Annotated in this window: 17 protein-coding genes; 4 read left to right on the top strand and 13 right to left on the bottom strand. The window is 64.4% G+C overall.

The window, feature by feature from the left end; all coding sequences use genetic code 11:
- Together HWX22_RS19775 and HWX22_RS19770 are read right to left on the bottom strand one after the other, a co-directional pair.
- Nucleotides 1–2,157: an ATP-binding protein gene (locus HWX22_RS19775; RefSeq protein WP_175910476.1), complete on the bottom strand. Its 2,157-nt coding sequence runs from the start codon at nt 2,155–2,157 to the stop codon at nt 1–3.
- A gap of 1,118 nt (nt 2,158–3,275) precedes the next feature.
- Nucleotides 3,276–3,449, bottom strand: coding sequence for a CsbD family protein (locus HWX22_RS19770; RefSeq protein WP_175910474.1), 174 nt, complete (start codon nt 3,447–3,449; stop codon nt 3,276–3,278).
- A gap of 233 nt (nt 3,450–3,682) precedes the next feature.
- On the opposite strand from HWX22_RS19770, the gene HWX22_RS19765 reads away from it, so the two are divergent.
- Both HWX22_RS19765 and HWX22_RS19760 read left to right on the top strand, forming a co-directional pair.
- Nucleotides 3,683–3,829, top strand: coding sequence for a DUF3096 domain-containing protein (locus HWX22_RS19765; protein WP_081053095.1), 147 nt, complete (start codon nt 3,683–3,685; stop codon nt 3,827–3,829).
- A gap of 668 nt (nt 3,830–4,497) precedes the next feature.
- Nucleotides 4,498–4,791: a hypothetical protein gene (locus HWX22_RS19760; protein ID WP_175910473.1), complete on the top strand. Its 294-nt coding sequence runs from the start codon at nt 4,498–4,500 to the stop codon at nt 4,789–4,791.
- A 102-nt stretch (nt 4,792–4,893) separates the two neighbouring features.
- Here HWX22_RS19760 and HWX22_RS19755 read toward each other — a convergent pair whose 3' ends face one another.
- The 3 genes from HWX22_RS19755 to HWX22_RS19745 all read right to left on the bottom strand — a co-directional run bounded on the left by HWX22_RS19755 (nt 4,894) and on the right by HWX22_RS19745 (nt 11,067).
- A complete protein-coding gene (locus tag HWX22_RS19755) occupies nt 4,894–6,132 on the bottom strand; it encodes a S53 family peptidase (RefSeq protein ID WP_175910471.1) in 1,239 nt (412 codons plus the stop codon).
- A gap of 34 nt (nt 6,133–6,166) precedes the next feature.
- Nucleotides 6,167–8,299, bottom strand: coding sequence for a polysaccharide deacetylase family protein (locus HWX22_RS19750; protein ID WP_175910469.1), 2,133 nt, complete (start codon nt 8,297–8,299; stop codon nt 6,167–6,169).
- Between the two features lie 686 nt (nt 8,300–8,985).
- On the bottom strand, nt 8,986–11,067 hold the full coding sequence (locus HWX22_RS19745; RefSeq protein WP_175910467.1) for a hypothetical protein: 2,082 nt from the start codon (nt 11,065–11,067) through the stop codon (nt 8,986–8,988).
- A gap of 233 nt (nt 11,068–11,300) precedes the next feature.
- Between HWX22_RS19745 and HWX22_RS19740 the strand changes: the two genes are divergently transcribed.
- The gene (locus HWX22_RS19740; RefSeq protein WP_175910465.1) at nt 11,301–12,419 is read left to right on the top strand and encodes a helix-turn-helix transcriptional regulator; all 1,119 of its coding nucleotides are present in this window, start codon (nt 11,301–11,303) and stop codon (nt 12,417–12,419) included.
- A gap of 48 nt (nt 12,420–12,467) precedes the next feature.
- Here the strand turns inward: HWX22_RS19740 and HWX22_RS19735 are convergent, their stop codons facing one another.
- Entirely contained in the window at nt 12,468–14,663 is a 2,196-nt protein-coding gene (locus HWX22_RS19735) for a TonB-dependent siderophore receptor (protein WP_175916233.1), read from the bottom strand.
- A gap of 648 nt (nt 14,664–15,311) precedes the next feature.
- Between HWX22_RS19735 and HWX22_RS19730 the strand changes: the two genes are divergently transcribed.
- Entirely contained in the window at nt 15,312–17,516 is a 2,205-nt protein-coding gene (locus tag HWX22_RS19730; protein WP_175916232.1) for a LamG-like jellyroll fold domain-containing protein, read from the top strand.
- Between the two features lie 76 nt (nt 17,517–17,592).
- Here HWX22_RS19730 and HWX22_RS19725 read toward each other — a convergent pair whose 3' ends face one another.
- From HWX22_RS19725 to HWX22_RS19695, 7 genes are all read right to left on the bottom strand, one after another.
- Nucleotides 17,593–18,780, bottom strand: a complete 1,188-nt coding sequence (locus tag HWX22_RS19725; protein WP_175910459.1) for a M20 aminoacylase family protein — start codon at nt 18,778–18,780, stop codon at nt 17,593–17,595.
- A 50-nt stretch (nt 18,781–18,830) separates the two neighbouring features.
- Entirely contained in the window at nt 18,831–20,300 is a 1,470-nt protein-coding gene (locus HWX22_RS19720) for an aldehyde dehydrogenase family protein (RefSeq protein ID WP_175910456.1), read from the bottom strand.
- 61 nt (nt 20,301–20,361) lie between these two features.
- Nucleotides 20,362–21,687 carry an FAD-binding oxidoreductase gene (locus HWX22_RS19715; RefSeq protein ID WP_175910454.1) on the bottom strand — a complete coding sequence of 442 codons (1,326 nt, stop codon included), beginning with the start codon at nt 21,685–21,687 and terminating at the stop codon, nt 20,362–20,364.
- A 2-nt stretch (nt 21,688–21,689) separates the two neighbouring features.
- The gene (locus tag HWX22_RS19710) at nt 21,690–22,424 is read right to left on the bottom strand and encodes a cupin domain-containing protein (RefSeq protein ID WP_175910452.1); all 735 of its coding nucleotides are present in this window, start codon (nt 22,422–22,424) and stop codon (nt 21,690–21,692) included.
- Between the two features lie 90 nt (nt 22,425–22,514).
- Nucleotides 22,515–22,970: an AraC family transcriptional regulator gene (locus HWX22_RS19705; RefSeq protein ID WP_175910450.1), complete on the bottom strand. Its 456-nt coding sequence runs from the start codon at nt 22,968–22,970 to the stop codon at nt 22,515–22,517.
- Between the two features lie 11 nt (nt 22,971–22,981).
- On the bottom strand, nt 22,982–23,128 hold the full coding sequence (locus tag HWX22_RS19700; RefSeq protein ID WP_159085730.1) for a hypothetical protein: 147 nt from the start codon (nt 23,126–23,128) through the stop codon (nt 22,982–22,984).
- 25 nt (nt 23,129–23,153) lie between these two features.
- Nucleotides 23,154–24,431 (bottom strand): FAD-binding oxidoreductase, encoded by a 1,278-nt coding sequence (locus HWX22_RS19695; protein WP_175910448.1) that lies wholly within the window; start codon nt 24,429–24,431, stop codon nt 23,154–23,156.

The following is a 24,431-nucleotide window of genomic DNA, read 5'->3' as shown; positions in this document are numbered from 1 at the left end:
CTATGAGGCTGCCACCTGATCCGGTGCAAGACCCGCATACGCAGGGCACCACATCGCGATCATCTGCCGCAACGCTTCGAGCCGCAGCGGCTTGCCGAGCACTCCGTCCATGCCGCTCTCGAAGCAACGCACCTTGTGCGCGTCGCCGGTGATTGCCGATATGGCGATGATCGGAACGTGTCGCCCCTTTCTTGCCAACTCGTGTTGACGGATCGCGCGTGCGAGCGTGTAGCCATCTACGTCTGGGAGATTGCAATCCAGCAGTACCATGTCGACATGCGTGTGCGCGAGCTGCTGCAACGCTGCCCCCCCCGTGTCAGCGATGATGCCGACGCAACCCAGCGCCTCGCATTGGTCCTGCAGCGAGGCCCGTACGGCTTCGTGATCATCGACTATCAGAATGTACGGTACTTTCTGGCATGATTGGGCGGCGGATGCTGGTGCTCGAACCGGCGCCCGAGCGATTAACTGTGCCGACGACACGTTATCCGCGACTGCGACCGGCAGCTTGACCGAAAAGACGGTCTCGACACGCGGTGTACTGCTGACCGTAATCGTTCCACGCATTAACTCGACGAGTTCACGGCAGATCGCGAGGCGGAGCCCGCTGCCGGCTCCGCCGGAACGTGAAGCACGATCATCTTGCCAATACGCATCGAACAGATGCTTGAATGGGTCCGCAGAAATGCCGACTCCCGTGTCGCGAACCTCCAGTACCAGTGTGCTGTTTCGCCCTCGGCGGGTCATGGCAATGCGAACACGCAACGTAACAATGCCGTCGTCCGTGAAGTTAATTGCATTGACCAGTAGGTTCAGAATGATCTGGCGCACGCGGACCGGATCGATCTCGACATGCAGCGCTGGTGGGATCTCGATGTCTAACACCATCGCGATTCCCTTGGGTTCGGCACGCCAACGCACCATATCGACAGTTTCCCGGGCCCACGACTCGAGCGCGACTACCTGCGCGTCGAACGTCACCTTGCTCGACTCAAGTCGGGAGTATTCCAGGATGTCGTCCAGCAGCGTCAAGAGTGTTTCTGACGCAGACACGGCTGCATCAACGCGATCGGTCTGTTGTGGCGGCAACTGCGAGCGCCGCAGAAAATCGAGCGACGCCAGAACAGTCTGCATCGGCGTGCGGATTTCGTGGCTCACGAACGCGAGGAACATCGCCTTGTCCCGCTTGCTGCGAATCGCCGCCGCGCGGGATTTCCAGGAGAGATAGGCGAACAACGAGAATATCAGCAACGTCGCGGCAATCGCGACCACTAGCGGCGCGCGATAATGCAGGATTGAGTGTAGCGTCGGCTCGCCGTAGTCGTCGAGCTCGACCCAGTCCCGCGTGATCGCAGCGGCTTCGCTCACCGGAATCGCAGCGAGCGACTTGTCGATGATCGACGCCAGAATCGGCAGATCGGCGCGCGTGAGCATTGCCAGCGACACGGGGCGATCCGCCAGCATGCCGGACATGTAAAGCTGCCCCGGAAATTGCCGGCGAACGATCGGCAGGATCGTGACATCGATGCCAAGCGCGGCGTCGGCTTCGTCGTTGGCGACCGCGGCAAGTGCGAGTTCCTCGGTGTCGAACGTCAGTACGTCGAGCGCGACATCGCTATGACGGATGAAGTATTCGACCGCGCCTCGCCCCTTGATCGCGACACGCCGACCTTCGAGCCGCTTCAGACTGAAGACCATCGCGGAATTGTCACGTGTCACGGTAGTCAGCCGCCCGACCAGATAAGGCGAACTGACGAGCGCGCCGCTGCCGACACGGTCAGATACCAACTCTCGCCAGACACCCGGCAGCAAATCCACCTTGCCGGTAGCGAGCGCGTCGTACGCGCGACCCCATTGCGTACCAGGCACCGTGTCGAACGTGAGTCCGGTCATCCTAGAAACTGCGTTCAGGTAACTGGCGACAAGACCAGCATGTTGTCCGTTGCGTACATATTCGATTGGACTCCAGTTCGCCTCGACTGCTATATGAACGATCGGGTGTGCGTCGATCCATCGCAGCTCTTCATCGGTGAAGACAGGCTTCTGCCAAACCGTTGACGCAACCGCACCAGGCAGCAAAACCACGCAGACAGCCAGAAGCAATGCACGACAGAGCGAACACCATTGAGTCCAGCGCGAAGCGTGTATGTTTTTCATGATGGATGCAGCTTAGATATGTGACGACGCTGGGATGAATCGCGAGGTGCCGACGCGTCACGAACGGGACCTTGCCTCAGTCGACACATCGCACAAAGCCCGACAATTTGCTTCTCGTTCATGTGTCGTCGTCAGAATCCCGCAGGATGTCCGTCGGCTCACAACGCTGCTGCCCGTCTCAGGTGTGACGTATGGGAAACCCTGAGAAAGCAACACCAGCATAGAGAAGGCTTGCAAGGTGCGTCGCGCACGAACTTGTCAGCGGTCGAGCGCACTGTTACGCACGTTGTTTGGTCGGGATTCTGTATTACAAGGTGACGCCGCAATATAAGATTTGTCCTAAAAATGAAAGCGCCGTCATCCATACCACGGCTTCACGCAGGACCGTTGGCAATCAAGGAACAACTCTGATCATGATCTAAAAAATCATGGGCACCAATGAGTGTCAGCACCCCGCAGGCTGAACCGCTTGGATTTCCTGGGTAATTCCGAGCGTTAGTCGACAACATTTTAGACATACCAATTAGGCACCACACAGCAAGGCCTTGTCATATTTTAATTGTCTAATTTCATCCGTCACTTTCCCGAAAAATCGGGGACTCGACATGCGTTTGCACCAATACTCGATCCTGTCATTGTCCGTCTTTGACTTTTTTCAGATGTATCTTATTGTTCCGATTAATCGATACCACGACGATAGGTTTGCGCGGGAGGCATCGGTCTGGTAACACAATTTCTTCCATACGAATCATTCACTCATATTTTTTTGGACCGCTCAGAACAATGAAAAAATAGCGTTGACTCTTCTCTTGATGACGGTCGCCGGGCGCAGAAACTCCGGGAGAAGCGCCGGTATTTGATGTCCCGTTGTCAGGTCGCTCATCTGCAGATTTCCCCACGCAGTCTGAACGTCGAAGTGCGCGGCTGCGTAGCATGCGCCGTCACGATTGAAAGTGGCGAGATTGAAATGCCCGCTTTCGGGCCGTATAGGTTTTACGGCCGCGGGTCAAAGCCGCTTACAACGCATACTTCGCGACGCCGCGGAAGGCGGCTTCAATGCGCGCCGGCCACCTCGGTCTGACGAGAAGCAAGTTCGGTGTCTTCCACCTGAGGCTCTACTACCGCTTCTTGAATCGCTCCTTCGCATCGCCGAATGATGCTTGTGTCTTGCCGACGATCTGTTCCGCCTTGCCCGTCAATCTGCTCGTTCGATTTCCCACGACCCTGCCAACCATCTCCTTCAGTTTGCCCTTTGCTTCCGTGATGCGGCCCTTTACCTGATCTTTGTTCATGACATTGCTCCTTGAAAGTGACGAATGCTCGAACTGCGGTCCGGCACGCCGAACCGAATCGCGATGAAACGTCGGTGCAGGCACGGCGATTGCGCCGGTCGAAGCGTTCGCGCTTGTGGACAGGACAGCGAGTTGACGCCAAAGGCTTGACGCTCGCCAAGCTCGTGTCTCTGTAACGGGTGCCGGAGGCAAGGCAGGCTGCTGCCCATCGTTTTCAATCTTGCGGAGGAAGCATGAACACGCTCACCAGCGCCGGCCCGCTGGTTTCACTGATCGCCGGCATTCTCATCCTCGTGGTACCCCGCCTCCTCAATTACATCGTTGCGCTCTACCTGATTGTCATCGGGCTGCTCGGTCTGTTCGGAGGGCGTCTCCATTGAATTGATACGACGGCGAAATAGCCGGTTACGAACGCGCATCAGTTATATCGTAGTGCAATATGTTGATCTGGTGGCGTCGAACAGTCTAGCGCAATGAGCAATACATATACCTGCTGCATGTGCGCGAGTGAATGATCGATCAATGACATCGTGGGTCTTCCTCGATGAAACGACTCGCCACCCCTGCGCCGGCCGCCTAATGCGGGGGCCGTGATACCGACATGCCGCGCAGGGGCGTCCCGTCGGACGCGAAGCGATGTTCGACCCGACATCGGCACTGCGGTAACGGATGATTTTCACTCTCTCGATCGCAAATCGAGTTACCCCACGTCAGACTTTTATCGGTTTCCTTCCATTTCATTTCAATTCAAGTACGTGTTGCTTTGTCGGCTCCGAACGCATATACAGATTGAATTGCGGATCGCTCCCGCGTGCGTGTTCGTGCTCGCCATCATGCTCTGAATTCCTTCATATCATTCGCCATTCCGTGCCGCGAAGTAATTGAATATCCTGCGCGGCGGAAATGGTTACATCGTGCGTTTGACGATCGGATCAGCACCGCTGGGAAGAGACGCGGATCCCGTGGTTGAAATGGCAAGCGAAGCGTCCGCCGCTCCGCATGGGAACGAATCGTGCTCGTTGTCCCGTACTGAATGGAGGACAGCACGATGAAGCCCATGACACTCTCAAACCGCCGAATTCTGGCGACACTCGTGGCAGGCAGCGCACTCGTCGCGGCCAGCGCGGCCTTCGCGCAAGTCTATGTTGAACCACCACCGAGGTATGAAGAGCCCGCCCCGGCGCCGGGTGTGTCGATCACAATCGGCATGCACGGCGACCGCTACTGGGACGGCCATCGCTACTGGGAGCACGACGCATGGATGCATCGTCATCCGCGTGAACATGACCTGTGGCGGGAGCACGAGCGCGAGCGCATGCGCGAACACGACTATCGTGAATAGTGCAGACCCGCCGCGAGATACCAGGGAAACCGCTCCTGCTCAACAGTCTCGTACGTAGCGCACGGGCCGGCCTGATTTATTCGGACCACAAACATATATACGTCAAGGCGCAGCCATCAGCGCCTGGATCAGATTGGCGGCGATCGGGCGCCCGAGGCCGGTCACGTAGTCGTACCCGACAGCCGTGGTACAAAGCGTGCCGCATGTGCCGTTCGATCCGCTGACGATATCGCGAAAGTTCGCCGCGTAGGCACTCGACGCGAGCCCGTAAAGCACGCTCTGGATTGCGCTCACTGCGTTCAGCGTCGTCTTGCCGTGCGCGATGCGCAAGCTGTTTGCGATCGCAACCAAAGCGGACCATTGCGGCGCACCAGCGCTCGTGCCGCCGACGACGAACCAGCCGCGTTGCCCCGCATAGCCGTATGAATCGTAGACCGCGAAGCCTGACGCCGGGTCGCTGTCATAAGCGACGTCGGGCACGCCGCGCAGCCCGAGGCTATCCGATGGCGTCCCGAAGTTCGACTGATACGTCGGCTCCGGCTCGACGGCGCTCTGTCCGCCGCCGCTTCCGGCCCACGCCGTTTCGCCGGCGTAGGCACCGCTTGCATCGATCGCGATCGAAGTGCCGCCGACGCTCAACACGTACGGCGACGCGGCCGGGTAGTCGACACCATTGCCGCCGTCGCCGGACGCGGCGACGAACGACACGCCGTTCGCGCTGGCGAGTTGCCCGTCGTATTGGGTTTCGGCCAGAAATTCGGCGGTCCCCCAGCTGATCGACACGACCTTCGCGCCGACGCCGTCCGGCGCAGGACGCGTCGCGAGCGCGATTGCGCTCATCAAATCATCCAGCGAGCTCGATGCGGCTTCGACCAGCACGATCCGCGCATTCGGTGCGATCGCGTGCGCCCACTGCACGTCCAGCGAACTCTCGAGCGCCCACAGCGCATCGGGGGGCGGTGGCCGCTTGTCCGGCGTCGCGTACACCTTCGTGAAACAGCGCGGGGACGCGCACGGCGACAAGCCGAACGTGCTGCTGAACAACCGCAGATCCGCTTCGACGTTCGGATTGTCATATGCATCGACGATCGCGATGACCTGATCGTCGCCGCCATAGCCGCGCGCCGGCAATTGATCGAACCCGTAGAAACGGCGGATCTGCTGCGGCGACAGGCCGACCGGGTTCCGTTTCGCGGATCCGTGCAGATGGAGCGGCGGCCGTGCAAACACGTGCGGCGCTCGCGACGCGGACTGCGCGAACGACACACCGAGCGAGAGCGCGACGCTCGCCGATACGACGACGAGCGTGCGCAACACACGCGTGAACGAAGCTCGCTTCATGATGCTCCCCCGTTGGCAGACGAGCTGATGTGCGTCAGTGCACCTTCGCGCTCGTAAACGACAGCGATTTGCCCGTGCCCGCGATGACCAGCCAGTTGTTCGGATCGGTGGTGACGATCGTCGCGCTCCCGCTTTTCACGCTCGGCAACTGATATGTGCTCTTCGGCAGCAGCCAGGTCATGTCCTGCAGGCTCGTCGGCTGCGTCGCGCTGAATGTCCAGCTGGTCCCCGTATCGGTCGCCGTCCAGTTCACCAGCAGACGGCGCCGGTCGAACTGCGTAAGCTGGTCCATCGTGAACCACTTGAACTGGCCGGTCGTCGCGAGCGACGCCGCGTAGCTGAGAAACGTCGTCACGACGTTCGGATACCATGACGCGCCCAGCGGGTGCATGTAGATCAGCCGGCTCGTGCGGTTCGCGACGACGAAATCCATTAGCGACAGATACCAGTTCTGGACATCCGTCGTCGGCACCGCGAACTCCTGGAACTCCTCGAACGTCGCATACTTGCCGAACGGCATCACCGGAAACGCCCAGATGCCCGGATTCAGCAGCGAACCGTTGCGATACGCACGCGTTTGTGCGTTGCCGGTATGGCCGGTGAAGTAGTAACCGGAGTAGCCGTTCGACTCGAGCCAGTTCACCGCCCACGTCGGCGTGTTGCCTTCCGGCGCCGCCCATTCGACGTCCGGCCTGCCCGTCACCGACTGGACCGCATTGTGGTTCAGCACCAGATATTGCGTGAACGTGCTCGCGTTCGTTTCACTGGCGTTCGCCCCCCAGTAGTCGTGCGCCCACCCGCCGTGGCTGCCGATCTTGTGCCCGCGCTTGAGCAGGAACGCGACCAGTTGCTTCGCCTGCGTATTGTTCGTCAGGTTGATCCCGAGACCGTCGCCGATCGTCACGTCGTCCGGGCCGGCCGTCATCACGATCGAGTACGGGCCGCTGTTCCAGATACCGAAGTTCTTCAGGTACTGCGCAGGCTGGATCTGGTCTTCCGCGCAGAAGTGCCAGTTCAGGACCATCCCGGCCTGCGCGCGCGGCTGCAGCGACAGGTGCGGCATCGACAGGATGTTCGTCGTGAAGTAACGCAGGAAGCCGTGGATCGGCATGCTGTCGGTTTGTCCGTCGAGATACGCGAGCGGCAGGTTGACGAACATCACGCCGCCGTTTCCGTACGCCTGATAGCCGGCGACGAGACCGAAGTTCGGCGACGTCAGCAGCGTCGTACCGGTATACGTGCCCTGCGTGACGTAGCTCGGATACGTGAGGAAGCCGTATACGTAGCCGGAAATGCCTTCGAGTACGTCCGTCGTCGCCGACGGCGTCGCAGTCGCGAGCGACGCCGCGCCACTCACCGCAGTCGATACCGACGACAGCATCGTCGATGTCGGCGCATACGATCCGGATCTGACCTTGCCGCCTGTCGACACGCGGCCAAGATTCAACGGCACGCCGGTCATGCGCCCGTTATCCATCTTGTACGTGAAGTACGTCTGATGGTTGTACCCGGCAAGCCCGCCCGGGTTCGATGTGCTCGGCTGCAGGAACAGCAGCTGATTCGTCGTCGAGCCGGTCGAGGAAGTCGACGTGGTGGCAGCCAACGTCGTCGCGGCCGTCGTCGAACCGGACCATGTCATGGACTTCCCGGGCGGAACCTGCAGCGCGCGCAGCGTGCTGCCCATCCCGGTCACGGGGCCGAGGCCGATCATGCTTCCGCCGAGCGTATCGTAGAGCACGTAGTTGACGCCGGCCATCGAGCTGAATCGCGATTGCCCGGCCGGATAAAATCCCGTCGCGTTCAGCACACCGAAATCATAGACGAGCATCACGCGCCCGCCGTTCAGCGCGTAGTTCTGGATAGCGGTCACGAGCGTATCGTCGGCGACCGTATGCACCTGGTCCGGCAGGATGAGCCCCTGATACTGCTGCAGCGACGTGCCGCCCTGCTTGAATTGCGTGTCGCTGATGAGCGAGATTTGCAACCCCTCCTCCGCCGCCGAATCGAGCCACGCGGACACACGCGGATCCGGCAACGTAAAGTTGTCCGGCAGCAGCAACAGCAACTGGTTCGACAGCGCATTCGCCGGCCCGGCTGCGAACGTCATCAGGCAAACGGAAAAGACGATCAGAAGGGCTCGTAGGACCCGAATTGACTTGGCCAACATTGTTCTCTCCCGACGGAGGTGGGATGACTGCCGATGCCCGACACGTCGCCGCCGCCGCGCTCCACCCATCGAGATCGGGCGGTCGGCGGCCGGGCCGTGTGGCGCCATCGGCTAAGGGGGAGAGCGAACGTGCCGCGTTTCGGACACGTCTCGGCAACACAAGTACATCGATTCGTCGGACGATCGCAAACGCGCGGTAGCTGTCGTTCCCACCACAACCGATGAAGCTAACAACGTGCCAGTCGCGCAATCACGCTGCCGCAACGGCCACCGGCCATGGAAAGCGCACGGAACGGGAAAATCGCGCCAAAAACGTTACAGCGTCGATACGGTGTACGTGGCGGCGCAATGTGACGAAGCAGACGGGAAGCGTTGCGATGGACGATTTGAGGTATCTGGCGAGGCGTCGCATGGGACTCGCGGTCGCTATCGCCCTGGTTGGCCATCAGCACGCGCCCGAAAATCAACGGAAAATGATTCTGTCGAGTAACGCCGGCGCTGCACGCGTGCACTGCATGACCTTTTCCGAGTCATGCCTGATGAAGTGACAAGAAAGATGCTCACGCAAGAAGGTCGTTCAGGAGGTGGCGCACGCCGTCTCGCCACGCCATGACGCAAAAAGGGGCTGGCGGGATCAATTCACCCCGCCAGCCCCATTCTCAACGAGCGTATCTGCCCGACCTCCGTCACCGGTCGTATTCGAAGGCCTCGGTAAAGACCGTGTCGACCGTGTCGGACCAGCTCAGGTTCACGAACGAGAAATCGGTGCCGCCTGTCCAGCCGGCCACCGACGGGAACGCGACGCCCTGATCGCCCGGCACGTTGAGCGTCACCGCCGCTCCCGGCAGCACCGGCGACGCCTGTGCCGAACCGTTGACGAACGTCGGCACCGTCTGCCCCGACGCGGTTGCGCGAATCTGCACGTTGCCGCGCTTGACGAACGGCAGCCCCGCCTTCGACGTCCAGCTCAGCGGGAACGTCGCGCCGCCCGCGAACGTGCTGGCGGTGCCGGGCGTCAGGCTATCGCGCGTGGACTGCGCCAGATCGTGCCACGCATACTGGCGCAGCGCGTCGGGCAACGGCGACGGCGTACGCAGCCGGACCGTATAGTGCCGGGCCGGCGCCGACGTGTCGCCGTTCTGGTAGACGTCGATCGTATAGGCGCTGAACGACTTGATGTCGGCCAGCTCGGCGGCGCTCAATTGCGGCTTCGCCCACGCGGTATTGTTGCGCGGCGCATCGCCGGGCCACGTGAACAGCCCCTGGCTGGCAGGGTCCTGCGCGACGCCGGCCAGACGGAAATTGTTGCGGCACTGCGCATTCTTCGTCAGCGCGGCGAGCTGGGCCGGCGTCTGCCCGCTCGCGATTTGCGCGCGGATGTTCAGCGTGTCGCACGTACCGCTCGAGGGCTGGAGGAACACGCCGTTGCGCAATCCCGGGCCAGTGACGATCGCGAAATCCACCGCGGTGCCCGATGCATCGACGGTGCCCACCTGCAGGTTGAGCGAATCGACGAACGCGTTGGTCCCCGTCGACGGATTGGCCGGATTCAGCCAGTCCCATTTCTGCGCGTTCGCGTTCACCTTGCTCAGCACCGCGCGCTGATTGCCGACCACGCGCCAGCCGGTATCGCCGCTCGCGAGGCTGCTCGCCTGCACCGCGAGTTGCACATGCTGCTGCATGCCGTCGCGAATGCCGTCGGTGCGCGTCCACGCGAGCTTGACCCACATCGTGTCGCTGGCGACGACGCGAATGACTTCCGGCAAGCTGAAGCTGGCATTGTTCATCGCATCGTCGGCCAAGATGCCCGGCGCGCCGCCGGCATGCGCACCGAATTCCTGGTCGGCCGACATGCCGTTGTTGAGATAGGCAGCGGGCACGCCTGCGTTCAGTGCGCCCGACGCGACGCCGTCGACGAAGATCCGCCCGCACGCCGACACGTTGCCGGCCGCACGCGCCGCGCCGGTCGAACCGGTGAAACACTGATTCAGCGCGCTCTGCAATCCCGCCAGGTCGCTCGCGCTCGGCAGGTTGGACATCACCGTGCCGTTGATGGTCGCGGCTGCCGGCAGGCTGGCCTTGTCGCTCGGCTGCGGCGCGACACCGGGCGCGAGCTGAAGCTGCACCGGCGTATCGCCGGACGCGCCCGCCACCGAGCTGATCTGCACGCCGCCATCCGGCAACACGTTGATCTTCACCTGGTCGAGCAGGCGGTCGAGGCCCGGCCCGCCGGCGGTCAGCGGGCCGGAAATCAGGTCGACGCCCGTATTGCCGGTTGCGGTCAGCAGGTCGACCAGCGCCGACGCATAGGCCTGCACCGTGCTGGCGACCGCCTGGGCGGTGACCTTGCTCTGCAGCAGCCCGGTGTCGGCCAGCAACTTCGTCGGGTTGTCGCCGATGATTGTGGCGGCGATCGCATTCGTGATCGGTGTGATGTTGATCGTCTGTGTGCCGGCCGTGGCACTGAGTGCGATCAGCGTGGCTTGAGAATCCGCGACGTTGCCGTAAGCGGACAACGCGAAAGGCGCGGTCAGCCCGGTCACGGTGCAATGAAACGCGCCGGTCGTGGCGTCGGCGGGACAGTCGACCGATTTGCCGGTCGCATCCATGAGTTTGACCGTCGCGGCCTGCATGGCCGCGCCTGCGGCCGCGACGCCGCTGACCGTCTGTGCAGCGGGTTCGGACGGTGACGAAGATGAACTGCCGCCGCCTCCGCAAGCGGAGACCACCAGCGCTGCGATACCCCACACGACAGGTTTGAGTTTCATTGTTTTTCCCCTGTGATTCTTCTGGTTATCAGGTGCGATACGCGACGCGCATGCACGCCGATCGGAATTCTCGCAAAGGCGATTTTTGCAATCATCATTCAGGTGAATGAAAATCCGGAAACAATGCGGTACTGAAGGAAAATAACCTGTGTTAGCCTGAAACAAATTCGGTATTCGAATCAATATTCGTCAGATAAAACATACATACAAAATCATTACGCGGCGGGGGCAACATGCAACGGGACCAGCTCATCGGGGACCTCTACGAGGCCGCCCTGTACCCGGATGGTTTTCTCGAAGTCTTCCATCGGGTATCCGAATCGCTCGGCGCAAACATCTTTCATATGTTCAGCTGGGACGCCGCGCGCAATGCCCCGAAATTCTCGATCTATTCACCGCGTGCCGAACTCGACTCGATCGTCGCACTCTACGACCAGTATTACGGCGCACTCGATCCGCGCCGCGGCTTCGTCGAGAACGCCCCGCTCGGCGAATTCGTTTGCTGCCAGGATCATCTGACCGACCGCGATGTCGAGCGCAGCGAATTCTTTCAGGATTATCAGATTCCGTCGGGCATTCGCTACCTGATGGGAATGCGCTTCGCGCGCCCGGGCAGCGACGACATCCTGCTCGGCTTGCTGAGAGCGCACGGCCGGCCGCCTTATTCGTCAGAGGAACGCGCGAACCTGACGGGCATGGCCGGGCATCTGCAACGCGCGATCAACCTCTGGCAGGACGCAAACGTGCTGCGTCGGGACGCCGCGCTCGGCAACGAACTGATGGAGGAACTGGGTCTATCCATCTTCACGCTCGACCGGCATTCGCGCGTCGTATTCGTCAACCGGGCGGCAGAATCGATGCTGCGCGCCACCACTTGCCTCAAGCTCGAACACGGCCATCTGAGCGCGACGAGCGCGCCGCAGAACGATGCACTCAAGGCGGCCGTGGCACGTGTCGCGCAGACCCGCAAAAGCGAGAACCTTGCCCTGTCCGGGACCGTGAGCGCCGCGCACGAAATCTTTCTCGGCATCGCTTCGCTGTCCGGACAAGCACGCCATGGCGCACTCGGCGACGCCGCGATACTGATCACCGCCAGACGTCGCAGCGCCGCTCCGCTCGTCGTCGCTCAGCAACTGCGGCAGGCATTCGGCTTGACGAGCGCCGAAGCGGCCATCGCCGAAGCATTGATCGGCGGCAAGACGCCGGAGGAATGCGCGGCCATCGCCGGCGTGTCGCTCTCGACCGTTCGCACCCAGTTGCGCGCGATCTACGAGAAGACGCATTCCCGAAATCAGGCCGAGGCGGTCGGGCGGATGCTGTGGGTACTCCCGCAGCACGTGCGTGACGGGTGATCGCGCGAAACCGCGAGCCACCGACGTATCGAAACACGGCGGCCGCGACTACCAGTTGTATTTCGCGCTCGCCAACACCGTTCGCTCGTTGCCGAACACGCATACCGCGTACGACTGGCAGCCGCTGACGTAGCGCCGGTCGAACAGGTTCGCGACATTCAACGCGAGCCGCCAGTGACGCAGGTCGTAGTGCATCGCCAGGTCGTACAGCGTGGTGCTCGGCACCGTCAGCGAATTGTCCGGCGCACCGGCCAACGCGCTCTGGTAGCGCACGCCGGCACCGATCCCGACGCCCGCCAGCGCGCCGCCGTGCCAGGTCCAGTCCGCCCACAGCGACGCCATCTGTCGCGGCAGCGGCACCGACACCGGCCAGTTGTTCAGCGACGCATCGTTCGCCTGCACGTTCTTGACGTCCTGATAGGCGTACGACGCGACGATCGACAATTCGCGCGTCACCTTCCCGACCGCGCTCAGCTCGACGCCGCGCGAACGCACCTTGCCGGTCTGCACGGACGACGTGCCGGTGGGATCGAGACTCGGCGGCGCCGGCGTCACGACGTTGGTCTGATCGATCCGATAAACAGCCGCCGTGAGCATCAGGTTCCGGCCGTGCGGCTGCCAGCGCAGCCCGGCCTCGGTCTGCCTGCCGCGCGTCGGTTTCGGCAAGCCGCCGCCATACATGCGCACGCCGATCACCGGATCGAACGACGTCGAGTAGCTGATGTAGGGCGCCAGCCCCGCATCGCCCTGCCAGGTGAGCCCGATGCGTCCGGAAAATGCGCTGACGTCCTGCTGCGTGCCGGTGCCGGCCACGCGGTCGTCGAAGCGCGCGCTCACGCGATCCTCGCGGCCGCCGAGCGTGAGCGTCCAGCGATTCCAGCGGATCTGGTCCTGCGCGTACGCGCCGAGCGTGTTCATCGCCGTGTACTGATCGAAACGCCCGAGCGACGTCCGGCCGGAGAAGATCGCGGCCGTCACCGGAAGATAGACCGGGTGGTACAGGTTGAGCGACGGCGCCAGCGCGAGCCACACGCTGTTGGTCGTGGTCTGCCGGTCGAACTGCAGGCCGAGCAGCAGCGTGTGTTCGAGCGGGCCGGTGGCAAAGCGCGCCTGCGCGCGGTTGTCGATGTCCAGCCGGCTGTAGTTCAACTGGAACAGCCCGGCGGTGCGCATCATGTTGGTCGTGCTGCCGGGTACGAGCCCGTTGCCGAATACCGTCGCGTCGTCGAGCGACAGCCGCGACCAGCGCACATCCTGTTGCAGCGTCCATATCGAATCGACGCGATGCTCGAGCGCGTAGCCGAGCGACCATTGTTTCTTTCGATAGTCGTTGAACGCCGGGTCGCCCATGTAGATGTCCTGCGACAGGCGGCCGTTCGGGTTCGGCAGCACCGTACCCGACGCCGGCAGGAAGTTCGACGAGATGTCGCCGTGATCCTGCAGGAACGATGCGGACACCGTCAGCGACGTATCTGCCGTCGGCCGCCAGCGGAACGACGGCGCCACCGCGACGCGCCGGTCGGCGTTCGGGCCGGTCGCCGCGTTGCCGTCGCGCGCGACGCCGATGAAGCGATACGCATACTTGCCGTCCGGATCGAGCGTGTCGCCGACGTCGAGCATGGTCTCCTTGCGCGCGTCGTTGCCGATCCGCACGCCGGCTTCGCGAATGCGCTCGCCGTCGGCGAGCTTGGTGTGCGCATCGACGATCGCGCCGGGCTCGCCCGCGCCGTACAGCACCGACGTTGGCCCGCGCAGCACGGCGATCGAGTCGATCGTGTAAGGATCGACGCGCCAGTTCGCGATGACCGCCGTGTTCGGCGCCGGCACGCCGTCGACATACAGCGTCGGCGTGAAGCCGCGCAGCGCCGCATACCAGTCGGTCCGGCTGTCGGCGCCGAACGTCGCGAAACCCGGCACGTAGCGCAATGCCTGGTTCAGGTCGGTCGCGCCCGTCATCTCGATCTGCTGAGCGGTCACGAGGTTGGTCGTCTGCGGGATCTCGGCGACGGGCGTGTCGGTCCTGGTCGCGGTGGCCGTGCGCAACCCGACCAGCCCGAGCGACGCGCGGTCGGCCGCGCCTGTCACGTCGATCTTCGGCAGCAGCGCCGCCGTGTCGGCTGGCGGCGCCGTCGCCGTCGCCGTATCCGATGCCTGTGCGTGTACGCCGCCCGCGGCCGCCGCGCACAACGTTCCCCCGGCCGCGATCGCGATTGCGCGTCGCACCGAACCTGTCGCCTTTCCCATCGTTTCGATACTCTCCGTCGTGCCGTCGCGGCCCCGCCGCCGCGTGTGCTGCCGTGCTGCCTGCCGCGCACGAATCGGTGCGCGTCGATCGATCGGGTCGTTTTCGCGCGTGTGAATGATATCGGCCGCGGAGTGCGCGCTTCTAATGAAAAGGCACATGAACGCGATCCGGGTATCGCGGGCGCAGGAACGTGCACGATGTACCGTTCCCTCGCCTGTGTCGCGTCCTCGCGCCGCCCTCCGGTTCTTTTCATTCGTCGCGCGGTGCCGACGCCGTTTCACCAGCATGCGCTTGCCGCAGCCCGTTGGCCCTGAAACGATCTGAAACCCGCAACATGCCATATGTTGTACGACAACATGATGAAATAGTGGGAATCTATCGCTTTGGATACCTGAAAAGCTTGCCGCTCGCCGGCCGGCGACGATCATATCTCGCAAACGTTTCAATCACCATTCATTTGCGTATTCTTAGCATGTTAATCAACAAATTCATCACAATCCGCCTCCCGAAAATATCCCGTCCCCAGGGCCAGCTCGTGCTCGAAAACGTCGACGCTTCCAGTACAATCCGCATCGTCATGCGATGACTGATTTCAAATGACGCTGCCCCTTTTCAGCTGAGTCCGGTCAAGGAAGGACGCACACAACATGAACGACTCGCAGCTTCGGCTTGAATCCGGCGCGCGCATTTCCCGGCGCACCTTCCTTTACAGCATCGGCGCGCTCGCGCTTTCCGCTTGCGGGGGCACGGGAGCGAGCGAAAGCGTCGCCGGCACCTTGGCCGGCAACCGTGCGCTCGCGCGCGTGGCCACGGGCACGCCGGCCATCGCCACGAACGACGCGTTCGCGCACCCCGGCCTGCTGCACACCCAAGCCGATTTCGAACGGATCGCACAGAAAGTGGCGGCCGCCGCATCGCCCTGGCGCGAAGGCTGGAACACGTTGATCGCGAACGGGCATGCGCAGTTGTCGTGGTCGCCGCGCCCGCAGGCCGTCGTCACGCGCGGCGGCACCGGCTCGCAAAACTACCCGGTGCTGTACAAGGACATCGCGGCCGCGTATGCGTGCGCGCTGCGCTGGAAGATCTCGGGCGACACCGCATATGCGGACAAGGCCGTGCAGATCATGAATGCGTGGTCGTCGACGCTGCAGCATCTCGCGGGCGATTCGAACGTCGATCTGGCGGCCGGCATCTACGGCTACGAATTCGCGAACGCCGGCGAGATCATGCGCACTTACCGTGGCTGGGCCGCCGCCGACTTCGCCGCGTTCCAGACGATGATGGCCACCAGGTTCTACCCGATCAACGCCGATTTCCTGAACCGCCACAACAACACCGACATCACGCACTACTGGGCGAACTGGGATCTGTGCAACATCGCATCGATCATGGCGATCGGCGTGCTGTGCGACGACCACGCGAAGTTCGACGAAGCCGTCAACTACTTCATCGACGGGCCCGGCAACGGCGCGATCGCGCAGGCCGTCTATTACCTGCATCCCGGCCATCTCGGCCAGTGGCAGGAGTCGGGCCGCGACCAGGGGCACAACACGCTCGGCATCGCGCTCGGCGGTGCGATCTGCGAAATGGCGTGGAACCAGGGCGTCGACCTGTACGGGCACGACCACAACCGCTTCCTCGCGGGCGCCGAATATGTCGCGAAGGCGAACCTCGTGCAACCGGACGGCACCTTCCTTACGGTTCCGTACGCGCCTTACGCGAACGTCGACGTCACGCAGGCGCAATTCTCGACCGCCAGCCAGGGAGTGATCCGCCCGTGCTGGGCGCTCGTCTACAACCATTACGTGAACCGCAAGGGGCTGTCCGCGCCGTGGTCCGCGAAGTTCGCGCGCGCGATCCAGCCCGAGGGCGGCGGCGGCAACTACGGCGAGGCGAGCGGCGGGTACGATCAGCTCGGCTACGGCACGCTGACGTGCACGCGCGACCCCGTTGCGCCCGCAACCGCACCGAGCGGGCTGACCGCGTGGCCGGCCGCCGAGCGGGTCGTGCTGTCGTGGTGGGGCGTCGCGAACGCAGCGAGCTACGACGTGAAGCGTGCGTCCGTCTCCGGCGGCCCGTATACGACCGTTGCCAGCGGCATCGTCGATCCGCTGACGTACACGGACACGCCCACGGAAGGCGTCTGGTACTACGTGATCAGTGCGCGGACCGCGGCGGGTGAATCCGCGAATTCGCCGGAAGTCGCCGCGTCGACGGCGCTGCAACTGCATACGCTGCTGACCTTCGACGAGACGGGCGGCACGATTTCGGCGGATGCAAGCGGCAACGGCCATGCGGCCACGCTCGCCGGCGGCGCATCGCACGTCGCCGGAAAGCGCGGCAACGCGGTGTCGCTCGACGGCTCCAGCGGCTACGTCGCGCTGCCGAACGACATCGTCGCCGACGTGTCGGACTTCACGATCGCGGCGTGGGTCAACTGGCGCGGCGGGCAGACGTGGTCGCGAATCTTCGATTTCGGTTCGGGCACCGGACGCTATCTGTTCGTCACGCCGAAAAGCGCACACGGGACGATGCGCTTCGCGATCACGACCAATGGCGGGCATGGCGAGCGCACGATCGACGGCAACGCCGCACTGCCGGCCGGGCAATGGGCGCACGTCGCGGTCACGCTTTCGGCCACGACCGCGACGCTCTACCTGAACGGCAATGCGATCGGCTCGGCGAGCGACGTCATCTTCGCGCCATGGCGCATCGGCAAAACCGCGCAGAACTGGATCGGACGCTCGCAGTATCCGGGCGACCCGTTCTTCAACGGCGCGATCGACGAATTCCGCATCCATCGCGGTGCGATGTCGGCCGCGCAGGTGAAGGCACTCGCTCAAGGCGCTTGATGCGTGCCCAGGTTCCGGATGTGCGTCGCGGCGGGCCGCGTCTCCGCTGCCCGCCACTGCGACATCGCGCACGCACTCACGGCGATCGCCTGAAGTAATGCTGCGCCAGCGCGACCCAATACCGGACCCCGGCCGGAATGATGTCGTCGTTGAAATCGTATTTCGGGTGATGCAGCGCCGGCGCGGCCGTTCCGGCCGGCGCATTGCCGATCAGCACATAAGCGCCGGGGCGCTCCTCGAGCATGAAGCCGAAGTCTTCGGACGTCATGTTCGGCGGCACGTTGGCGTCGAGACGTGCGTCGCCGAAGGTGTCGCGAATCACCGCTTCGCAGAGCGCGGTCTCGGCCGGCGTGTTGACCGTCGCCGGGTAGTACTGAAAGAACTCGACATCGACTTGCGCGCCATGAGCGTGCGCGAACGCCTCGCACATGAGCCGGACGTCGCGCTGCAATTGTTGCTGCAAGGCCGACGACAGCGTGCGAATCGTCCCGCGCAGCTCGGCGCTGTCCGGAATGACGTTGTCCGTCGTTCCCGCATGGAACATGCAGACTGAAATGACGGCCGGATCCACGGGATCCTTGTGCCGCGCGGCGATGGTCTGACACTGCAGCACCATCGAACAGGCGAGCGGGACGGGATCGATGCCCAGGTGCGGCTGCGCCGCATGCGCGCCCTTGCCGGTCACCGTGATCCTGAACCGGCAGCCCGCGGCCATGATCGGCCCCGTGCGCAACCCGAAATGCCCGGCCGGCAAACCGGGCCAGTTGTGCATGCCGAATACCGCTTCCGTCGGGCATTGCTCGAACAGCCCGTCGTCGATCATCTTCCGCGCGCCCGCGCCGCCCTCTTCGCCGGGCTGAAACACGAAATGAACCGTGCCCGGCAACTGCGGCAGGTCCTTCAGCACGCGCGCGGCGCCGAGCAACATGACGGTATGCCCGTCATGCCCGCACGCATGCATGATTCCCTGCGCGCCGGATGCGTGCGCGAAATCATTGGCTTCCTGGATCGGCAATGCATCCAGATCCGCTCGAAGCACGATTCCGCGGCGCGGGTCCGCACCAGGCAGGCTCGCGACGACACCCGTGCCGCCCAGCCCGCGCGTCACCGCATAGCCGAGCTCTTCGAGCTCGCGCGCGACGACGTCGGCCGTCCTGTGTTCCTCGAATCGCAACTCGGGATGCGCATGCAGGTCGCGACGCAAGGTCGCCCAGTGCGCGTGATGCGCTTCCAACGACGTCTCGGGGATGCTGGCGTTTTCCAATTTCGACACCTTTGTAAGGCAAACCGGTTCAAGTCGGGACTGCGGCCGCGTCAATCATGAAACCCGAGGATCGACTTGACCTCCATGTACTCTTCCATCCCTTCGATCCCGTATTCGCGGCCGTTGCCCGACTGCTTGTATCCGCCGAACGGCGCCTGAGGGTCCCACGCCGGGTAGTTCACGTGCACCTGCCCCGAGCGGATGCGCGCAGCCACCTCGCGCACGCGCTCCTTGTCCGTGCCCTGCACGTGTGCGCCGAGTCCGTAGACCGTGTCGTTCGCGATCGCGACGGCTTCGTCGACGGTGTCGTAAGGCAGGATCGCGAGGACCGGGCCGAAGATCTCCTGCTGCGCGATCGTCATGTCGGTGCGGACATCCGAAAAGATCGTCGGACGCGCATAGAACCCGTGGTCGAATCCCGCCGGCCGCCCGGGGCCGCCGGCGATCAGCTTCGCCCGTTCGTCGATGCCCGCGTCGATCATTTGCGCGACACGGCCGAACTGCGCGCGATTGGCCAGCGGGCCATGCGTCGTCGCCTCGGCGAACGGATCGCCGACGACCATGCGTTCCATTGCCGCGACGGCCAGCGCCTCGACGCTGCCCAGCACGCCGCGCGGCACGATCAGCCGGGTCGGCGCGCTGCACGACTGGCCCATGTTCCGGAACGCGGCGGCAACGCCCGGCGCGATGGCGCGCGACAGGTCCGCATCGGGCAACACGATGTTCGGCGACTTGCCGCCCAGCTCCTGCGCGACGCGCTTGACGGTCGGCGCCGCCGCCTGCGCAACCAGCACGCCTGCGCGCGTCGAGCCGGTGATCGACACCATGTCGACCTCCGGGTGCGACGCGAGCGACGCGCCCACTTCCGTGCCGCTGCCGCTCACCAGGTTGAACACGCCCGCCGGCACGCCCGCATCGGCGATCACTTCCGCGAACAGCAACGCGCTGAGCGGCGACAGCTCGCTGGGTTTCAGCACCACCGTGCAGCCCGCCGCGAGCGCCGGGCCGACCTTCGCCGTGATCTGATAGATCGGCCAGTTCCACGGCGTGATCAGCGCGCAGACGCCAATCGGTTCGCGCACGATCGCGGTCGTCCCACGCCGGGTCCGGAACGGATAGCTGGCCAGATTGTCGCGCGCGACCCGAATATGTTCGGCCGCGAGCGTCACGTGAGCGCTGCGCGCATAGCCGATCGGCGCGCCCATTTCCATCGCGAGCGCCATGGCGAACCGTTCGGCACGCTCCAGGATCAACGCGTGAATGCGGTCGAGCAGCGCGGCGCGTTCTTGCGGCGACGTCGCCGACCAGCGTTCGAACGCCTTGCGCGCGGCCCGCACCGCGCGGTCGGCGTCGCGCGCATTGCCGAGCGGGATGTCGCACAGCACGTCTTCGGTGGACGGGCAGACGACCGCGAACCGCTCGCCGCCGTCAGGCAAAACCCAGTCGCCGTCGATGAAGAAGCGATCGAGCCTGCCGGCTTCCATCAGGTGGCGAACCGGTGAAGCGATGGGTGAATTCATTGGAGGATGTCCTTGAGTCGATGGCATGGGCTCGCGAACGGCCGAAGCCGCGGTTTGCCGACTAGAAATCGGCCACCTTGCCCCACGCGGAATCGCCGAACCGGCTCGGCCGATACGGTACCGGGTCCACGATCGGTTGCGCCCCCGTGGCGAGATCCGCGATCAAGTGACCGGCGCCGGGGCCGATGCCGAAGCCGTGACCGGAGAAGCCTGCCGCCAGGATCAATCCCGGCACGCCCGGCACTTCGCCGATACCCGGCACGCCGTCCGGCGTGCTGTCGACGAACCCGGCCCATGCGTGCGTGATCGTCGATTCGCGAAGTTCGGGCAGCAATTCGACGGCGCGTCGATACGTTTCGGCGACCGTCGGCATGTCGGGTTTAGGATCCAGGATGCGCACCGTCTCCATCGGCGTCGGCGCATCGAGCCGCCACCGCTTCAGCGTTTCGTGGCCGCCGCGCATCCCTTCGAGGCCGCCCGGCAGAAGATTGCGCCAACGCTTCGCGAACATCGGCACGAACTGTGGCGCGAAGCGCAGAAACTGCGGCGTCACGTCCACACGCGCGCGGCCGCTGATGGCCAGTGCGTAGCGTCCGTCGCCGCGACGCGTCACGGACACGCCCGAGGTGTACAGCGCATCGGGCAAGCGCTGTTCGATGGGTGACACGCTCAGGATCGACTGGCGGATCGACGCCTGCGGAAACCGGATGCCGAGCTGACGGCAAAACGACGACGCCCACGCGCCACCGGCAAGCACGACCGTCCGGGTCCTGATCACGCCGGCTTCCGTGACGACGCCGCTGACGCGCCCGCCCTCCAGCTCGATGCCGCGCGCCGCGCAATGCTGGTTGACGCTGCCGCCGAGCTTCATGAACGCGGCCGCTACGGCCGGTGCGGCCTTCCCCGGGTCGGCCGTGCCGTCGCTCGGCGAGAACACGCCGCCCTTCCACGGCCGGCCGGTCGCGCGCCCGCGCTCGCCGGCCTGCTTGCTGTCGAGCATGTACGTCGTCACGCCCGCGGTCTTCGCGAAATCGCCCCAGCTGGCCCAGCGCGACAACTCGGCCTCGTCGTTGCTCAGATACAGCAGCCCGCAGCGATGAAAGCCCGTGTCTTCGCCGGATTCGACGGCGAAGCGTTCCCACAGATCGATGCTCTTGCTTGCCATCGGCAATTCGCGCTCGTCGCGGTTCTGCTGCCGGCACCAGCCCCAGTTGCGGCTCGACTGCTCGGCCCCGATTCGGCCCTTCTCGACCAGCGCGACCGACACCCCGCGCCGGGCCAGGTAGTACGCGGTGAAGACGCCGATGATGCCGCCGCCGATCACGACGACATCGGCCGAAGCCGGCGGCGTGGACGGCGTTTCGATTTGGCGCAACGGAGGGGACATGTTCAGTCTCGTTCGGTTGATACGTGGACGTTCTGCACGACGTAGAATTTCGCCACGCGTTCGCGGCTTTCCCATCCGATCGATGCGCCGCGCGGCACGAAGAGCGCGTCGCCGGCGCCGAGCGACAGCATGCTGCCGTCGGGCGCGGCGAACCGTACGCTGCCGGCGAGCAGGAGCATGAACTCGTTCACGCGATGCGGGCGAACGATCCGGTGATAGGGCGTCGAATCCCACGTGCCCGCGCAGTATTCGGCGCCGTCGTCGATGAACACGTTGTCGCTTCGGCACTGCGGTGCGGGGCCGAGCAGCACCTCGGGCGGCAGCGATGCGGACGGCTTGAAGTTGGCGTCGGCACGCAGCGGGAACACGCCGCGCTTCGTCGGTTCCGCGCATGCAGCCGCGCAGAACATGACGAGCACGTGCGATTCCGCGATGACGCGCAGCGCCGTGCCGCCGCCGATGACCGCCCCCTCCCCCGGCCCCAGCACCAACGGTGCGGCGCCCGCCGCTTCGAGCGTCAGCTCGCCTTCGACGACGACGAGGGTCTCGATGTGCGGGTAACGCGAGACATCAAGCTCGCCAACGAAACGGATACGCCCCGCGGCCATCGCGTCGGGCCCTTCCCACGCGATCTCGCGATGTCGCGCGAAAGGATCGCGCTCCCCGAATGCCTGCTTGCGGAAGGCGGTTGTATTGGTCATGCCGTCGGCACGATGCAACACGAAAACTGCGGTCATTTCTGCTCCTGCCCAGTGCGCGGCGATGTTGTCGAGAACCCGTCGCGCGGTATCGGAAATCGTTGTTCGCGGACGTCGCCCGCGGCGCGCCTATGCAACGTGACACGACGCTTCGCTGCGTTCGACGCGTGTGCGGGTCGACGAGGTTCGCGCCGGCGCGTCACCCGGCCGGGCGACCACGTAATCGCGCGGCGTAATCCCGAGCACCCGCCGGAAATGCCGGCACAGATGGCTCTGATCGAAGAAGCCGACCTCGGTCGCGACGACCGACGGCGCCAGACCGGCGCGCAGCAAATCCTGCGCACGCCGCACGCGTACGAGACACAGATACCGGTGCGGCGACAAGCCGACTTCGCCGCGAAAGCGCGCGGTGAAACGGGATACGCTCAATCCGGCGACCGCCGCGAGCGTGTCGAGATTCAGCGCTTGCGCGAACGATGCATCGATCGTGCGCAGCACGTCGCCGATCGCCGGCGAGACGGGCTGCGGAACTCGCGGTGCACGCGGTGGCGCGCCGTCAAGCGAATCGTGGAACAGGGTGACCATGCTTGCCGTCCTCATGCGATCGTCTTGACGGCTGCGCCTTGTGCGGCGAAATGCGCGATCGAGCACGGCTCGATCGACGCGGCCATCGTGTCACCGCCGCCCGTCCCGTCGTGGCGGCCTTCGCCCAAGGCAAGCAGGCAAACAAATCGTGCGGTCATATCGAATCCTCCCGGAGCAGCCGCTTCAATGCAGGAAATCCTGCATCCGGTAATACGCGCCGACGAACGGCAGGAACCACGCTTGCCCGAAATGGCCGGGCATTGCCGGCCAGTCGAGTTCGCGCCACGGATTCGACGCGGCCGCGCCGTACAGCACGTCGGCCATCACGCGGCCCATGTGCACGGACATCTGCACGCCGTGGCCGCTGTAGCCCATCGAGTAATAGAGCCCGTCGTGCTGGCCCGCGCGCGGCAGCCGGTCGGCGGTGATGTCGACCAGCCCGCCCCAGCAGTAATCGAGCCGCACGTTCGCCAGTTCCGGGAAATAGCCGGCCATACCGGCGCGCAGGATCTCGCCGCTTTTCGCGTCGGAGCGCGGGCTCGACATCGCGAAGCGCGCGCGACCGCCGAACAGCAGCCGGTTGTCGGGCGTCACGCGGAAGTAGTTGCCGATCTGGCGCGACGTGACGTACGCACGGCGATGCGGGAACAGCCGGTTCAGTTGCGCGTCGGGCAGCGGCTCGGTCACGACGATGAAACTGCCGACCGGCGCGATGCGCCGCCGGAACCAGGCGAACGGGCCGTGCTGCGACGCGCCGGTCGCGACCAGCACGCGATCGGCGACGAGCGTGCCGCGCGTGCAGGTGATCGCGTGGCGCTCGCCGTCGATCCGTTCGAGCCGCGTGACGGCCGCCTGCTCGTAGATGCGCGCGCCCGCCCGCACGGCCGCCTGCGCGAGGCCGACGCCGAACTTGCCCATGTGCATCTGCACGCCGTTACGCTGCAACAGCCCGCCGTGGAAGCCGTCCGAGGCGACTTCATCGCGAATGCGCGACGGATCGATCAATTCGATGTCGGGATCCACGTCACGCCGCAGCACGTCGAACGTCTTCGCCAGCCCCGCGAAATGCTGCGGCTTCGCGGCGAGCTTCAGCTTGCCGGCACGCCGTAAATCGCAGTCGATCGCATGTTCGGCGACGATCGCCTCGACGCTCTTCACCGCGCTTTCGTAGGCGCGATAGAACTGCTTTGCAGGTTCGGCGCCGATCCGCGCGGCCAGCGATGCGTAGTCCTGCGCGACGCCGGTATTGCACTGGCCGCCGTTGCGGCCGGACGCTTCGCCCGCGATCTGCGCGGCTTCGAGCACGACCACCGATACGCCGCGCTGCGCCAGCGCGAGCGCCGCCGACAGGCCGGTGAAGCCGCCGCCGATCACGGCCACGTCGGCGCGTCCTTCGACGGGCCCTTCGCAGCCTGCACGAAACGCGGGGCGCGTATCCAGCCAGTACGATTCGAATTTCAT

The organism is Burkholderia sp. BCC1638 (genome assembly GCF_902833195.1).
Classification (GTDB): domain Bacteria; phylum Pseudomonadota; class Gammaproteobacteria; order Burkholderiales; family Burkholderiaceae; genus Burkholderia; species Burkholderia diffusa.
The sequence above is the reverse complement of the archived record's forward strand: the minus strand, read 5'-3'. Positions and strand labels throughout refer to the sequence as shown.